This window comes from secondary endosymbiont of Ctenarytaina eucalypti, from assembly GCF_000287335.1.
Classification (GTDB): domain Bacteria; phylum Pseudomonadota; class Gammaproteobacteria; order Enterobacterales; family Enterobacteriaceae.
In genome coordinates this window covers 325,333-341,574 of sequence record NC_018419.1, presented here as the reverse complement: position 1 = coordinate 341,574, position 16,242 = coordinate 325,333, and the positions used below count along the sequence as shown (strand labels likewise).

Below are 16,242 nucleotides of genomic sequence, written 5' to 3'. Positions count from 1 at the left end.
TTATGAATTCTCATTGATACGATCATGCACTTAATAATCTTCTTTAACAACGCTTAATGCCTATAGAATGTATAGCATAACTGCTTTTTACGATTCCGCTAAACCGGTTGTTTTTAGACTTACGTTATCAAATCTTGTAGAGGCTGCGCATGAGTGTTTCTACGATACAATACATTGGCAAAGATTCGTGCACTCTTCTTTCCTCCCCCTGACGGAGAGCAACAGGTTATGGGTACTGTTAATCTATCGACAGCAGATGCGTTACTTTTTTCTTCTCATGCAAGACTTTAAGTACGGTTCTCTCAATGACTCAATGCATAATTTGACTAAATCTTAAGGGCGTGATTCTGATAGCAATCGGTTGTACCTCGTACCAAGAAAAGAATAGTTTAAGGATGCTGATGGTGAATCTTGAAATTTCAACACATGACTTTAGGTTACGCTACAAAGCTCTTGAAGGAAAGGTTCAATAGGAATTGCATTATCATCAGCGTAGTGCTCTCTCTACTCTCTAAGTAGCAGAGTATTGCCATTATGCTCTAACCAAAAACAGGTTGCTCTTGCAATGTAGACAAGATTAGCTTTTTTATTATATACTCTGAGAATCAATAAATATGATTTAAAATTTTTCCCGACGTCAGTGAGGGAACGCTTTTAATCACTCCTTCTGCTATAGATGCTATTTTTTAAATGAAGATAGTTATCTGAGATTATCATGATAAAAAGTGCTTTAGTTTACAAAATGTTCATTTTACCTTATAGGGACTAATTACTGCACTGCAATAACAGAAATGAATATTTAGTGAACAAGCCAAACGCAGTCACACATTGGTATCTTACCAACGGTACATCATACCTAGGAATGGATATGATATTCTCACCGGCGCTTTACTAGCTGAAATTACGGTATTCCATTCAGTTAAAAATCTTTTAGTTGGTGCTTCAAGTGGTTATGACTATTACGGGCAGGGAGGTGAGAAAATAGTGTAAAATTGAAAGAGTGTCAGCGGACTACAGGGATGTGTAATACTGTGCGCTTCGCATCATAATCAGCTCTACTCGCATCTTGACTAGTCAGAAATACTGCGTTTTCAAATTAGAATTTGAGAACGACTGTCAAATGTAACTCAATTGATAAAATTATTTTTCCGTGATTTTTTGTTAATTACAGCTCTGACAATCAAACCTCAGCTTATTAGAGTCACATAGTCTCTAAAGAGTAGCCTTGAAATGCAGAAATTTAGGATGGTTAATGTTCGCTTACCAGGGTACATAGAACTATCATGCACTTTTAAATAAAAAGCAATCCTATGGACGTAAAGCGCTGATATCATGGATTGTGAAAAGCCCATATTGTGCTATTAAGGGAAGGTCCGCTAAAAATCGCTCATAACGTGACGTATAGGAAGTACTGTAGATGACAATTTTTCTATTCTTAACATTTCTCGACCCTAAAACCTAGTTATACGATAAAATTCTCATCAATAGGAAAGCTTTTTCAGTGTACAATGGGGGTAAAATATTATATAGGATACAACGTGAAATATCACATTATTCCAGTAACAGCTTTCAGCCAGAATTGTTCTTTGATTTGGTGCAAGCAGACCGGTGAAGCTGCCTTAGTCGATCCTGGCGGTGAAGCGGAACGAGTGCGTCAAGAAGTGGCGGCGCAGGGCGTGATGGTAAAGAAAATATGGCTAACTCACGCTCATCTAGATCATGTTGGTGCCGCCAGGGAGCTGGCGCTTTTTTATCACGTTCCGATCCTCGGTCCGCATCGAGCAGATGCACCGCTTCTGACGAGCTTACCAGCACAGTGTCAAATGTTTGGCGTAAAATGCATTCCGTCCTTCATGCCTGATTATTGGCTAAAAAGGGGTGTCACACTTACCCTCGGACAGTTATCGTTCAGCGTACTACATTGCCCAGGCCATTCTCCAGGACATGTAGTGTTCTGGAATAAAGCAGCGAAGTTTATTCTCATGGGGGATGTGTTATTTCATGGCATGATTGGCCGTACTGACCTGCCGGGCGGTGATAAAGCGACACTAATTCATTCTATTCAGAATAAGTTGATGCCGTTGTCGGATGAGATTGCTTTTCTGCCGGGCCACGGACCCATGTCATTTTTGGGTCACGAGCGCCGCAATAATCCTTGTTTGCAGGCGTTATCGACTTAGTTCTTGATGCTTCTCACGCTGTAACATGCAGAGGCATCAGATTATTTCTTTCATAATATTGCTAGAGGAATTCCTGTTCTGAGATAAATTAGCTAGCAGTTACAGCATTGCTAAAAGAGCTTCGCGCAACGGCGCCCTGTTATTTAGCCTTATCCAAGGCACTTGGATTTAGCACGCATTAATTACATCAATCCTTGATTAGCAAAATAGGTTTAGTACCCGTTCCTGATTGAATTAGCTAAAGCAGACCATTCCCTGGTGTCATCTAAAAAAGCTGCAGTGCTGCAGAACGTGGCGCTCTATTAGAAGCCTATAGACAAACAATTTTCGCATACGCTAGATTTATTATCTCATATAACTCAACTCTTTCTCCCAACCAGAAGCATAGGATTTTGTCCTTGCTATTGTGTCAACGATGGCATCGTCTTCCTGGATCGCTTGGAGTGCATTATGGCTTTTAAGTAGCAGACGGCATAATCAGTAATTACCCTATGGGGTATTGCGTATAATGAAGGAGCTGACAATTGTATTATACGCAATACCTTGATACGGCAATGTTAAACCAAGAGCGTCTGATTCTTTTCAAAAAAATGTGTAATCCTGCCACACCCTCCTCTAGGCCAAGCTCAAAACCCTAATCAATGCAGTCGAAGAGAAGTAGCGAGCACCTGGCGGTTAGAGCAGCGGGAGCGCCCTACTTGAAGCAACCGCTGCTCGGACGTACGTACGCCCCTAGTATGCGAAAAAAAATCTGCGGATATATGCTGCACATTTTTTCCGGCCGGGGTTAGGGCGTGTACGTACTGACTAGTATAAAAAATCGTAATCTGCATACCTCATAAACCTCTACTATAGTTAATATGCTAATAGTTTTTATCAGATTCATTCTCCAGAAATAGCGCGTTTTCTGATTTACACTGCTTAGCAGTAGCGTATTGCCGGTGTTATCCCTATCAATGCGAATACTAAAATTGATTATACTTAAGCTCTGATCATAGAGAAAGAGACCCCTCTGCCTGTGAATTAGATCTGTTGCAGTGACCAGAATATCTTTCAAACAGAAGAAAAAAGTCAAAAGGGCATGGTCTGCAAAAAGCCTACTAAACTAGTAATAGCATTGCTTATTTTTCAATAGTACGTTGCATGTTATTCAAGGGAATGCAAGTAGGGTTTTATCTTTACTTTCTTAGATTGTTCAGAAAGGGTAAAAATGGCACTGCTGTGTCGATATATTAAAAATGACGAACATAGAAAGGTATGAACCGATGAAAGAGCTTAGAAGTAATGTCATTGCGTACACGAATCGTTTATTTTAAATAGCATTAACTAACCGAGATTTTGGTTTGAGTCAAGGGCTCTAAAGTGTTGGAAATCATTCTCTCGCCTCAATGTATTCGTGTGCATAATCTCGCCTTTATAGGACAGCTCTAGTGTTAGCTACCAGCTCGTATACTGAGAACATAGTCTGCAAGCAGCGGGGCAATCTGAACATTAAGCAGGATAAGTGCGGTTTATATGTGCCATCCGGAAAGACAGAGATAACTACGATGGTATCACATGCGCTGTAGTGCTTGTCTATCGGGTCTAGTGACTGCTGGTAAACACGATAAAAAGGTTATTGATATCTGGGTTTCGGCTAACTCGTGTATCGTTCAGGCAATGATAAATAGTCTATCCTTCGAAGCGGCTCAGAATAGGCTATCAGACGATCTGCAAGATGCATATAGATATTTAACTTTTTCTTTAGGGTTGGATCAGGATCCACTAACTCTATTTTTAAACTCATGCAGCCACCGATCGTTAAGATCAGCGCACTATTTTCTCTCATCACGCGAGAAAAGAGATTAGCTGTTAGTGCAAAAACATCAAGACAGGGTGCCGGTATTTCTGAAGTCCTTTATAGTACTAGCCTGAACATCGTTTCTGAAAGAGAAAGTTAAAACTAGAAAATGGTCTCAAGAACATTAACATGGGGTTAGGTAAAATACAGTAATGGATAGAACAATAAATGAAATGTGCTTCATGGCAGTTTATTATACAGCATTTTCTCTTAAATAGAGCCTCTTCTGTATTTGATAAAGCTGATTCATTTAAAAAGCGGTCCATCAGTGTCGGCTTATGGTAATTATAATAAAAGATAGCATGATGATGCTTGGTTGGTAAAAACTATAAAGTATATGACCCCCTTAGAGGCAGCCTTTGGTATTCGTGCACTGCATATTTTTATCGTAAAAAATTTACGAAAATCAGGTTCTTAGAAAGAACAAGAATGCCTATAAAAAAGAAAGTAAATTACTACCGATTTTATTGGCTGAGACTGCTATAGTTGTGGTTAAAAATCTTACCGGTAATCTCACAGCCTGCATGACGCTGATGTTTCGGTGGGGCGTCATGGCTGTTAATTTTAAAGAGCATCATCGGATCATCATATTATGAATTTTGCAAACTGTGCGAAGCGCAGCAGAATATCACTTCTATAAAAGACTTAGAGAAATCCTTCTTGATACAATCAAACCTATCAAGCCAAAAAATTAAAAAGCGGCATTACCTGGACTGCGCGGGAAGGGTATCACATCACGAACATTTTGTATGCCTGTAACATAAACTATTAATCTCTCCAAGCCTAATCCAAACCCTGCATGTGGAACGGTTCCATAGCGACGCAAATCACGATACCACCAGTAATCTTCTTTTTCTAAACGCATTTCTTCCAAGCGCTTATCCAGTTTGCCCAACCGCTCTTCACGCTGCGATCCGCCAATGATTTCACCGATACCAGGTGCTAGGATATCCATAGCCGCGACCGTTTTACCATCCTCATTCATACGCATGTAAAAAGGCTTTATATCCTTAGGATAATTTTTTACTACTACGGGTGATTTGAAGTGTATGTCTGATAAATAGCGTTCATGTTCCGAAGATAAATCAAGGCCCCAGGAAGCTGGATGTTGAAAATTTTTTCCACATGTTCTCAGAACGTTTACCGCTTCAGTATAGTCAACTTTCGCGAAATCTGCAATAATAAAGTCGTTTAAACGATGTATTGCGTTTTTGTCAATCTTTTCAGCGAAAAACCGCATATCGTCATCCCGCTCGTTTAATACCGCTTGAAATAGATATTTCAACATAGCTTCTGCTAGGCTAGCCGCATCATCTAAGGTGGCAAGCGCAACTTCCGGCTCAACCATCCAAAATTCGGCGAGATGACGGCTGGTATTAGAATTTTCCGCTCGGAATGTCGGGCCAAATGTGTAGATTTTTGACAAAGCACAAGCGTAACTTTCAGCGTTCAACTGGCCAGAAACGGTTAAGAAAGTTTCTTGACCAAAAAAGTCTTCATGATAATTGATTTTGCCATCCGCCGTGCGTGGCAGATGCTCTAAATCTAGGGTAGAAACGCGAAACATTTCGCCTACGCCTTCGGTATCAAAGGCGGTAATTAACGGCGTTGACACCCAGAAAAAGCCCTGCTCATTCATAAAACGATGAATAGCTTGCGCGAGGGTGTGACGGACTCTAGTTACGGCACCAATCAAGTTGCTACGGGGTCGAAGATGGGCAACTTCTCGAAGATATTCCAGGCTATGTCGCTTGGCGGCCATAGGATAGGTATCTGGATCCTCGACCCAGCCGAGGACTTTAGCAATTTGAGCCTGTATTTCGTAACGTTGACCACTTCCTAAAGATTCTACGACCCGGCCAGTTATCCATACAGAACAGCCTGTAGTCAGGCGTAGAATCTCTTGATTATAATTAGGCAGCGTATCGTTAATAACAACCTGTAAGGGATCGAAGCAAGAGCCGTCATAGACCGCAAGAAAAGAGATGCCAGCTTTGGAGTCTCGACGAGTACGCACCCAACCTTGTACAGTGACTTCACTATTAGCCGGCATCCGCCCTTTTAGTACATCTACCACAGGCACTACGCTCATACCACGCTCTCTGACTTATTTAAAAAAAAGAAAAACCGCTCTTGCGGCAATGGAAGGAAAGCATATTACTTTGATCCCGCAACACACCATAAGGGAAAATACATATTTTTGGAAGAGATAATGCTTGCAGTGCTTAAGGGTCGATGGGTGAAGCGTTAAAGGAATGCAAGGCGTTCCTCTTAGATTTTCTTGATAAAAGAAGGAGGTAAAAAACTTTAGTTTGATATGGGACTATACTCAGTATTTTTGAGCAGAATCTGGTATGGCACGACCTAGTTTTATGCAAATACATTTGCATTTATAATGCTGGAATTGCTATAATATTTTTTCAATAGAAAAAAGGTTTTACTTTTCTGGCAATCGTCAAGAAGGAAAAATATAACTATCCAGCAGCACTTTAAAAACAGTTATTTCAGCTACTAATTTTCCGCTGATCACTTTTTATTGTTCTAGCCAAGGAAGTTTTAAAAACATTACCATTTTAGTAATCATTGACTTACCTCACTGCATGCAGCGAAATAAAAAATCATTGAGTCTCTGCAGCAGCCGAGTTATCTGGCGGGTTGACTGAATCAACTTTTGCCAACCCCTAAGAAAAAAAAGGGGGTAAAACTTGTTTGATTACTATCGAGTAGGGTAATGTCCTGCACTGTGAATGAGTTAGCTATTCCTGCATGAATAACACTAGTTGCAAAATATAGATTTTATAACATCATCCCCGTAGATCGATTGATGCTTACAGGTACACTCATGCAACTAGATTTTATGAGAAAGTAATTTCAATCCAGAGTATTAGATATTGCTAATAGAATCTATATTGAGCGCACTAAATGCCTTTATTGTTCAACATGCCCCTGTGTGACTGTAATGAAAAGGACAGCTAATCGCATAGCAAGCGCTACAGTATCTATTGGGTTTTATACACTGCGAGGATTTTTTCATAGTCGTCGCATGTTAGGGTAAATAGATCTTTCATCGCATGATCCTGATCAATGTTTATTCAATCGATACATGCTGCTATTAGGGTATTCAGATGTATTCTAGGGTATACACTGTGTGTAGTATCTATGGAAGCTGATCAATCAGCTCATTAGCCAAGTTCTGTTGCGCTGTTAATATTTCTCTATGTTATCAAGAAACAGATGACTAGAATAGCGCATGTCGTTCAGGAGGATCAGGGCTACTACCGTAGGATAAAAGGCATGACTAAAAGATAAACGCAATAGATAGAAATGTTCATCTATCGGAACTATTCTGCTACTGCAGTAAGATGGCCGTGGTAAGACGTTTTATTTTTATTGAATCAACATTGCATCTTTTACTGTCCGCTTCCTATAAAACAACTTATGCGCGTTTTTTATGACAAAAAGAAATCATTTTAGTACGCATCCTGATGATTATGGAGGGAATGACGTCTTGATGATATAATTGAAATATTCGTTTTCATGAAAGGAAAATTATTCGTATGTATTCATTAACCCATAAACAACAGCAAGAGGCCGTTGAGCGCATTCAAGCCTTAATAGGGAACGGTATTAGCAGCCGCGAGGCCATTGATTTAGTCTCGAGTGAATTACGCGCTAACTACACACCAGCGCAAGAGTCTCCTCATTCTGGAAGAGCGAGGAGATAACCTAGAGTCATGAATCCGTGCTCTTCTCTCAAGAGTCGATTGCCTAGAATACCTACCTCATGATACCTTATCAAAAACTACACCCTCCTCTTTGAACAAGCAATTTTCATTACTAAAAAATTTCACCGTCCTTTTTATTTTCGGTTCACTGAAACGATGGATCTCTACAATGTGCAAAAAGTTTTTTAATAAAGATTTTTTATATATTGCAGTATACATTCAGTCTTGCACTCTACGCGCTAATAATAAATTTTAGCACATTACCTTTAGGCTAGCGCAAAATGCTCAGCGTAACAACTCACCGTGTCATTCATAACATAATTCTTAAAGTGTTTTTGCGTCAAAAAATTGAGAGTCCGCTAACTGGCCTTGAATAAGTATCGTACGACGCAAGCGTTAGCTGGCAATGAGAAAACGCGACAGCTGAAAATTAGCTTTACTGATGTATTTGATAGGCGTATTTCTGAGATGATGAATCATTTTGCTTCGATAAAGCACATGCATTGGGAAATTCTTCAATGGAATGTTGATATGCTTTACAATACATTCTAATCCTCAAAAAATTATTAGATTATCCGCAATTGTTTATGTTCTACAATGAGGTATTTTCTCTTTACCGAACTTCCAAATCATTATCGGGGTCTATATGCCTGTGATACATTAGTAGGTCAGGAGATACAGTTGCCTTGTGAGGAATGCTGAATATTCTAAGTATCGCACAATAATAGCTTTTTGAACAAGGAGCTGCTCTCAAATTCTCGTATATTTAGACACGATCGTAAAATTATTGCGTTAGAGATCATCAGAACAACGCAATAAAGAAATATAGAGAATGTTTTTAGAAAATTACATAGCAAAATAACATTACTCTCTGTTGTTTACCAACTTCATCTGAGATACTCTTTATAAGAGTAGAAAAGAGTACCAAATTAGCGTTGTCTATTGAAAAAATATTAGCAGCGGCGCAATTAGAGAAGGTGCGCGGCTTCTAAGGCTAGCAGTGAAGGTAATCTAACTTGCGCAAGACTCCAGCTAGGGCTGTGGCGCAGTCTGGCATCCGGAACGACTATCGAGCGCATACGCGCTGCTAGCGCAGCTATCATGCCATTGATAGAATCCTCCAGGGTCGAGCAGCGCATTGGATCGACGTCGAGACCGGCGGCAGCGCGTAGATAGACTTCTGGGTGCGGCTTGCTGTACAGCAACTTTTCCGCCGAAGCGATGAACTGAAAAGAGTCGTTCAAAGAAAAAATTTCTAACACTCGTTCCAGTATAAACATTGGCGATGCTGACGCCAGCCCGATTTTCAACCCGCACTCTCTGGTTAGAGACAGAGCTTGTTTTACGCCCGGTAGCAGTGGTCTCTGCTGCTCGATCATGCCCAATGCGCGTTCAGTGATGCGTTTTTTTACCCAAGAGAGCGAGAAACCTTCCCAGGGCGAAGCTTCATACCATAGATTAATGACCTCATCGATTCTTAATCCGAGCGTATCGGGTAGGGTGGTAAATAGGGAGAAAGGTTTTCCTAATTCAGCGAATACCGCTAGCTTTGCTTGGTGCCATAGTGGCTCGGAGTCGATAATGAGGCCATCCATATCAAAGATAACCGCTTGTTGTTTAAGAGGCATTGCCATAACGAAACAGTTCCTGTAGTTAACGGGCAGCAAACGAGCCAGAATCACGGCTCGATCAATAGCGACAGCATAAAAGATGCGTTAAGAAAACCGCAAAGTAAACAAAAATAAAGTTTTAATCACCTGTTACTAACTTAGCATGAATAATAGTCGAAGATCTCAATATAGCATTACATTCTCTTGTCATGTATGATTTCTTTTTTTAAAATAGTTTGTGAGGAAGCGGTTTGATATAAATGATGAAGCTATATGATTGGTAATCAAGCGAAAGATTCAGAAGAAAAAGATATCAGATCTTTACTTTCTTCAGTAATAAATCTAGGTCTATTTTTCAGAAGAATCTAGCATACATAAATTGCCTGTACCTTATGGTAATGCCTATAACAATGAACCCAGGGCTTCTGCATGTCAATATCTTGCATATTATCGCTACAGTGAATCAATGACTCCTTGGAACCTACAATCATGCATCTACACCTCACGGCCAAACCGTAAACCGCATAAAGCCAGTATCTTCTACGAACACTGCATAGAGCAGAACACCTTTTATTCTCTATTTTTTAATAGAGACATGTTGTCGTTAAAATATCTATAAGTTGATATTACAGATAACGTAACTATAATTCAGCAGTAAATGAGGGGCATGTCTACTGAGCACAGTGCTGCATCATGTTATTCTCTTAAAAATCTTGAGCAGCTTTTTGAGCATCTCAGATCGATCTTGATAGTATCTCAGTATTTGAAAATTCTTGCTAATAAAAAATCGCTATTTAAGTATGCATTTCAATGTTTTAGAGGCTGATACGCCCGTGCTGCATCATGGAGGTATGCTGCACCGAAATGCGATTTCTCTCGCACTCTCACCGCCCGTCACCTTGATCAACTATGCCGTATATTCTCGAGATAATACTTTTTCCGATCAACGCATTGCAATCAATGATGCGAAGGCAGTTAGACTGGTATCACCACAACAATGATAGTCTTTATTCGATGAATCAAACTAAGCGTCATGATATTCTTTCTCGCTTTCAAACGAAAGATTCGACTCCCACTACCGAGTTGGAGTACCGCTCGTCTTTCGAGCTCTTAATTGCAGTACTTCTATCGGCACAGGCTAAGGATGATAGCGTTAATAAAGCTACTCGCTTATTATTTCTAGAAGCTAATACACCTCAGGCTATGCTCTCTCTGAAGGCGGAAGGTGTCAAAAAGTACATTAAATCGATAGGACTATTTAACAGAAAAGCGGAAAATATCATAAAAATCTGTCGACTGCTGCTCGAGCAACATCAGGGAGAAGTGCCGGAGAGTCGGGAAGCTCTGGAGGCGTTGCCCGGTGTTGGGAGGAAAACCGCAAATGTCGTGCTAAATACAGTTTTTGGCCGGCCGACAATCGCCGTGGATACACATGTTTTTCGTGTTGCCAACCGTACCCGTTTTGCAGTCGGCAAAAACGTAGCGGCCGTAGAGAAAATGCTTTTGGAAGTTGTACCGAAACCGTTTAAAGTTGCATGTCACCACTGGTTGGTTCTCCATGGGCGCTATACCTGCATCGCTCGAAAACCACGCTGCAGCTCTTGCCTGATTGAAGAGCTATGTGAGTACGACCAAAAATATTATTCAAAATAACGTATCATTTCGGCGCTGGAGGGTTTAGTGCGTAACCAACGACAGTTTCAGCTGGTGATGGGGGCATTGCAGGATGCATGATGAGGCCGTCGCGTTAAGAAAAGCTGTTGAGGCTACTGCTCTCGGTCGTACTTCATTCTAAAGTTAAGGATAATGTTTAAACGGTTGTTTAGTTCTCCTTATAAAGTGCAGACTGCCGTTGTCTGTTTAAAATAGCTGACATCCTATCACTGCATGGTCATATGCGTTTTATCATGCATGTTGAGTTAAGGTAGATCGATTTACTATCATTATAAATATATTGAATAAAAACGCATCATTGTTTCCTCAGTGAAGAAGGTGAACGTTAGATCATCAAATCATGAAATCAGAACTGAGGTGATAAGCATTCTCTACTTACGTCAAGTAATGTAATAATATTATTTTCTAGTATTCAATAGAAACGAATAATGTCGCCATGATGATTACCCACGATAATGTTTGTACAGCAACAGCTGAAAAAACGAGGTTCTCGTGTCAACGAGACACCCCTTAGACAGCTTCGGGTAGCTCATTATCAACGAGCTAAACAATCTAGATCATTGTGTTTTTTCTATCATGCTATTATGGGAGTGCTTCTGCTATTATAGCCCGGCAAGTCTGCTTAGGGCTTACCTCGCAGATAGCTAAGCCTGTCTGCATCGGTTGTTATTATGTTTATCTCTCAATCGTCTAGATAAGTTAAACCCTGATAGGAAGAAAATTAATCACATCATAGAAAATCACGGTCTTCTATGATGTGAGTTGAGTAAAACATGCTTTTCATCTCAGGGCGCTGAGTGTTTTTCATCGGGTCTAACTTTGTTCCGTTACTTTCGGGAGCATTATCGATTAACTATACTGATTGTATAAAATCTTTTTTTATTGACACAACCTTTTTTAACAAACGCATTATTGTTCTTGGCAGATTAGTGCGAAACTCTGTTTAGAGGCGCATGAGAACCGAGTTGTGTCATGATTGCCTCTTCTATCGCAGAGGCAGCAAGATTGCTACAAAAAGCTGCTTATTTCAACCTGAACTAGTCTTCCTTATTTACCATCTGCTATGTAAGGCAGCGATCTCTATTTAGGCAACCCCCGTACTAAGCACGACGTGCTTATTAGTATCTTCTTCTGCCTCTCCAAGCTGGGAGAGCCCTTGTGTATTAGCGTATTACCACTGAAGAATGGCGTTTTATTAATCTGAGTCGCGCTGTTTATCCCACATTGGCTGCGTGTTGCTGATAATGCGCGGTTAAACATTATGGATAAGAGCCGGAGCATTCAAAAAGTCTTAAAATAAGCCCCCTTACTAGCAATGATTTCAGGCACCCTAATAACAGCCCGGATACAATCAAAATTCTGCTGATCTTAGCCGATGACCGTTGATGCTTACTTAGGGAGATCCCCGTCTATCGATGTTGTAGAAGCCCGCTATCATTCATGGTTGCTTGCTTTTCCGGTATCTTTGATGCCATTTCTGAAAACGCGTTCCGATAACACAGACTGTATGATATTGATTTACTTATTATGGTTGTCTATACGACGCAAGCTATGGAAAGCTACTCATATCCAGAAGAGGTTTGGCAACGGTAGCGAAGGTAGTCACGCAGAATTGTATAACTTTGATCATAGCCTCTATGCGCCTGAGCGGTGTCCTGCAAGCAATGATCAATGGGTTCGCTGTACACTGATTGGCAGTATAGTTTAAAATGAAAAACCATATTATTCCGTACAGGGCTCTAAGCATGTGTTGATGTAGAGAGAGGTACCTGCACAACCTGGGGTGAGCGTAGTAGTGACACCATGCGTCTATGCCAAAGCTGGATAGACGTTCGAATCATATGAAATGCTCGACCAAAGGTCGAGTCATCACCAAAGTCTATACAAGGCACATGTTCACTTTATTTCACATCCTCATCGTTCTCTGAGCACGCAGCTGGAGCATCATGAAAATTGAATGATGCTTGCTCACAGTAGATTTGGTAAACCATGCTAGATTTTAGGCTCTGCGTTGAAGAGAGAGTAGTATGTTCATTGATAAAATGCTTTCTCATGCTCTCTATGGAAACGAAAGTTTAAAGTTACTGAGCGGCTCAATTAGCAGTCGACCCCGCAAGCAGTGTTGTGTCTTAAAACTATACATGGACGAGTCAGTGATGCTGTATGGTTAAAAGCATACTTCTCTGTAGACGCCTTAGATCACTACTTTTTACACATATAAAGCTAATCATCTAACCCTATCTGGGTAAATAATATTAAAAAGTTTTAGCCTATGAGTGTAAAAATTGATTAAAAAGCAGAATTTTTACAGTAGTGATAATAACTCGAAAAATACAATATGTGATTACTTACTACAATGGCGTATTCTCCTTTTTAAAAGACTTCTAAATGGTGATCTACAGCCGTATGACTATGATGCGCAGGCAAAGGAAGCGATAGTATTTTCACAGCACGTAACCGGATGACGCTCTGAAGAATTTCAAATATTTTCGTGCCATATCGCAATTTTTCTTCTATTAGCTAACTCTCATGCTTCGTGATTTTTTAATCCAGCTTCCTCCGTATATGGTCGAGGCGCTCGTATGGATATCTTCGCGATTCTATGTAACTCATCACAATAGAACTAGATGATATGACACTTGATAGTGAGGTTGTCTCTTTCGCGCCCCTTTCACTCTCTAGTGATCCGGATTTTCGATATGAGAGAATGTGCATTCTGACATTATTAATCTGGCACTATGCCGCAGACTATGGCGTTAACTCACGTTTGTGAGTGTGAATGAATTTTCTTTTCTCCGGTGCTAACAGTTAATTTTCCTGTCAGTAGTCTCCGCCTCCCCTCTAGCCAGAGGGGAGGCAGCCTTTGATCGCGTGAAGAACCATCAATCCTTGATACTTTTGTCATCTAGAATAATGCTATTCTGAAATGATTGAGATTTTCATCGTCACGATGCAGAATAATGCTTTTAAGTATTGGTTTCGGCAAACCATGACTGAACATTCAATCAATATTACCGCCATGCGTAGAGAATATACCCAATCTGGACTGCGGAGAGCCGATTTAACGGAGGAACCCATGGATTTGTTCGAGCGGTGGCTTAATCAAGCCTGCGCTGCTCTTCTTCCTGACGCAACCGCCATGAGCGCAAGTACTGTAGACACGAGAGGGCAGCCGTTTCAGCGGCTAGTATTGCTTAAAAATTTTGATCGCCAGAGTATGCTATTTTACACTAATCTTCACAGCAGAAAAGCTACTCATTTATCTAATAACCCTCGCATTAGCCTACACTTCCCTTGGAACGCGCTAGAGCGTCAGGTGTTAGTTCTTGGACGAGCCGAGCAACTCTCGGTCGTCAATGTTCTGAAGTACTTTAACAGCCGACCCCGAGATAGCCAGATATGTGCCTGGGTCTCTAGACAATCCAGCCTAATCTCATCTCGCAGCGCATTAGAAAGTCAATTCTTAGAGCTGAAACAAAAATTTATCCAGAATGATGTTCCGCTCCCGAGTTTCTGGGGCGGGTATCGAGTCACTATCGATGCCATGGAATTCTGGCAGGGCCGTGAACACCGCTTACACGACCGGTTTATATATCGACGTGAAGGCAGCGGTTGGAAAACCGATCGATTAGCGCCATAGCTGCATCAGTCAGCACTCACACCTAAATCTCCGGCCTTTAACTAGATCGTATTGACGATCATTACGATATCATTTTTAATGATATGGGTAGGATGATAGATAGCTAAAACCGGCGTCAGCCACGGGATCTTTTGTTTGCGGTATTCTTGATCATGGAGCGTTTCATGGAAAGCACTAACCTCATAAAAAACTTGCAGGAGCGAGGCTTGATTGCCCAGGTTACTGAAGAAAAGGTGCTAGCTGAGCGGTTGTCGTCAGGGACAATCGTATTGTATTGCGGTTTTGATCCTACCGCCGACAGCTTGCACTTAGGACATCTCGTCCCCTTGCTGTGCTTGAAACGCTTTCAACTGGCCGGGCACCGTCCGGTGTTGCTGGTTGGAGGTGCTACCGGGCTGATAGGTGATCCTAGCTTTAAAGCAAACGAGCGAAAGCTCAATACTATGGAAATCGTCCAGGACTGGGCAGGAAAAATTAGATCTCAACTATCGCTGTTTCTCGATTTTAACTGCGGAGCGAATAGCGCTATCGTCACTAACAACTATGACTGGTTTGGGTCGATGAACGTATTGACCTGTCTTCGCGATATAGGTAAGCATTTTTCCGTTAATCAGATGATCAATAAAGAAGCGGTAAAGCAGCGATTGCATCGTGATGATAGCGGTATTTCCTTTACTGAGTTTTCCTATAATTTGCTACAGGCCTATGATTTTGCGCACCTACACAAACAGTATGGCGTGGAACTGCAGATTGGCGGCTCTGACCAGTGGGGGAATATCACTTCTGGTATCGATTTGACGCGTAGACTGCATCAGAATAGAGTGTATGGTCTGACGTTACCGCTGATAACTAAATCTGATGGAACTAAATTTAGCAAGACTGAGGGAGGTGCAGTGTCGTTAGATCCGCACAAGACCAGCCCTTATCAGTTCTATCAGTTTTGGATCAATACCGCCGACAGTGATGTTTACCACTTCTTAAAATTATTTACCTTCTTGTTGCTGTCTGATATTGAGCTGCTAGCACAAGAAGATCGCGTCAGTGAGAAGACCCCCCGTGCCCAGCATGTGCTGGCCTCAGAGGTAACTCGCATGGTCCATGGCGAAAAAGGATTAGCAGCGGCTAAGCGTATTACCGCTAGCCTATTTACTGGCACAGTATCGGGCCTTAGCGAAAAGGATTTTGCTCAATTATCCCAAGATGGCATTCCGACGGTCTCCCTTGAGCGTGGTGCAGATTTACAGCAGGCCCTGGTAATGGCTAACCTGGCACCGTCGCGCAGTCAGGCCCGTACCATGATCGCTTCCAGCTCAGTGGAGGTGAACAGCAAAAAACAGACAGCGCCCGAGTATGTATTTAACGATACTGATAAACTGTATAAACAGTACACCCTGTTACGGCGTGGTAAAAAACACTTCTGTATGATCGCTTGGAAATAGTAAAATTTCTGGAAGAGCGATTGAATTTCTTGCCTCTCTTGAGGCTTCTAAGATCGCAGGTATTTAGGAAATTTTTTAATGAAGCGTCTTCTTTTTATCTCAGGCCATGCCTCATCAATAGAGTTGATGCTGTT

At 41.2% G+C, this 16,242-nt stretch carries 8 protein-coding genes; 5 read left to right on the top strand and 3 right to left on the bottom strand.

Annotation, left to right across the window (positions count from 1 at the left end; all coding sequences use genetic code 11):
- Nucleotides 1-1,538 precede the first annotated feature (1,538 nt).
- Nucleotides 1,539-2,180 carry an MBL fold metallo-hydrolase gene (locus A359_RS00895; RefSeq protein ID WP_014887913.1) on the top strand — a complete coding sequence of 214 codons (642 nt, stop codon included), beginning with the start codon at nucleotides 1,539-1,541 and terminating at the stop codon, nucleotides 2,178-2,180.
- Between the two features lie 638 nt (nucleotides 2,181-2,818).
- On the opposite strand, the gene A359_RS00890 is transcribed toward A359_RS00895, so the two are convergent.
- On the bottom strand, nucleotides 2,819-3,013 hold the full coding sequence (locus A359_RS00890) for a hypothetical protein (protein WP_014887912.1): 195 nt from the start codon (nucleotides 3,011-3,013) through the stop codon (nucleotides 2,819-2,821).
- A gap of 1,698 nt (nucleotides 3,014-4,711) precedes the next feature.
- Nucleotides 4,712-6,112: an asparagine--tRNA ligase gene (gene asnS / locus A359_RS00885; RefSeq protein WP_014887911.1), complete on the bottom strand. Its 1,401-nt coding sequence runs from the start codon at nucleotides 6,110-6,112 to the stop codon at nucleotides 4,712-4,714.
- Nucleotides 6,113-7,577: 1,465 nt separating this feature from the next.
- Here asnS and A359_RS04215 point away from each other — a divergent pair.
- Nucleotides 7,578-7,745, top strand: a complete 168-nt coding sequence (locus tag A359_RS04215) for a YoaH family protein (protein ID WP_014887910.1) — start codon at nucleotides 7,578-7,580, stop codon at nucleotides 7,743-7,745.
- Nucleotides 7,746-8,713: 968 nt separating this feature from the next.
- On the opposite strand, the gene hxpB is transcribed toward A359_RS04215, so the two are convergent.
- Nucleotides 8,714-9,379: a hexitol phosphatase HxpB gene (gene hxpB, locus A359_RS00880; RefSeq protein WP_014887907.1), complete on the bottom strand. Its 666-nt coding sequence runs from the start codon at nucleotides 9,377-9,379 to the stop codon at nucleotides 8,714-8,716.
- Nucleotides 9,380-10,369: 990 nt separating this feature from the next.
- Between hxpB and nth the strand changes: the two genes are divergently transcribed.
- From nth to tyrS, 3 genes are all read left to right on the top strand, one after another.
- Nucleotides 10,370-11,008 carry an endonuclease III gene (gene nth / locus A359_RS00870; protein WP_044104459.1) on the top strand — a complete coding sequence of 213 codons (639 nt, stop codon included), beginning with the start codon at nucleotides 10,370-10,372 and terminating at the stop codon, nucleotides 11,006-11,008.
- Between the two features lie 3,010 nt (nucleotides 11,009-14,018).
- Entirely contained in the window at nucleotides 14,019-14,669 is a 651-nt protein-coding gene (pdxH, locus tag A359_RS00855) for a pyridoxamine 5'-phosphate oxidase (RefSeq protein ID WP_044104685.1), read from the top strand.
- A 164-nt stretch (nucleotides 14,670-14,833) separates the two neighbouring features.
- Nucleotides 14,834-16,108: a tyrosine--tRNA ligase gene (gene tyrS / locus A359_RS00850; protein ID WP_014887902.1), complete on the top strand. Its 1,275-nt coding sequence runs from the start codon at nucleotides 14,834-14,836 to the stop codon at nucleotides 16,106-16,108.
- Nucleotides 16,109-16,242 lie beyond the last annotated feature (134 nt).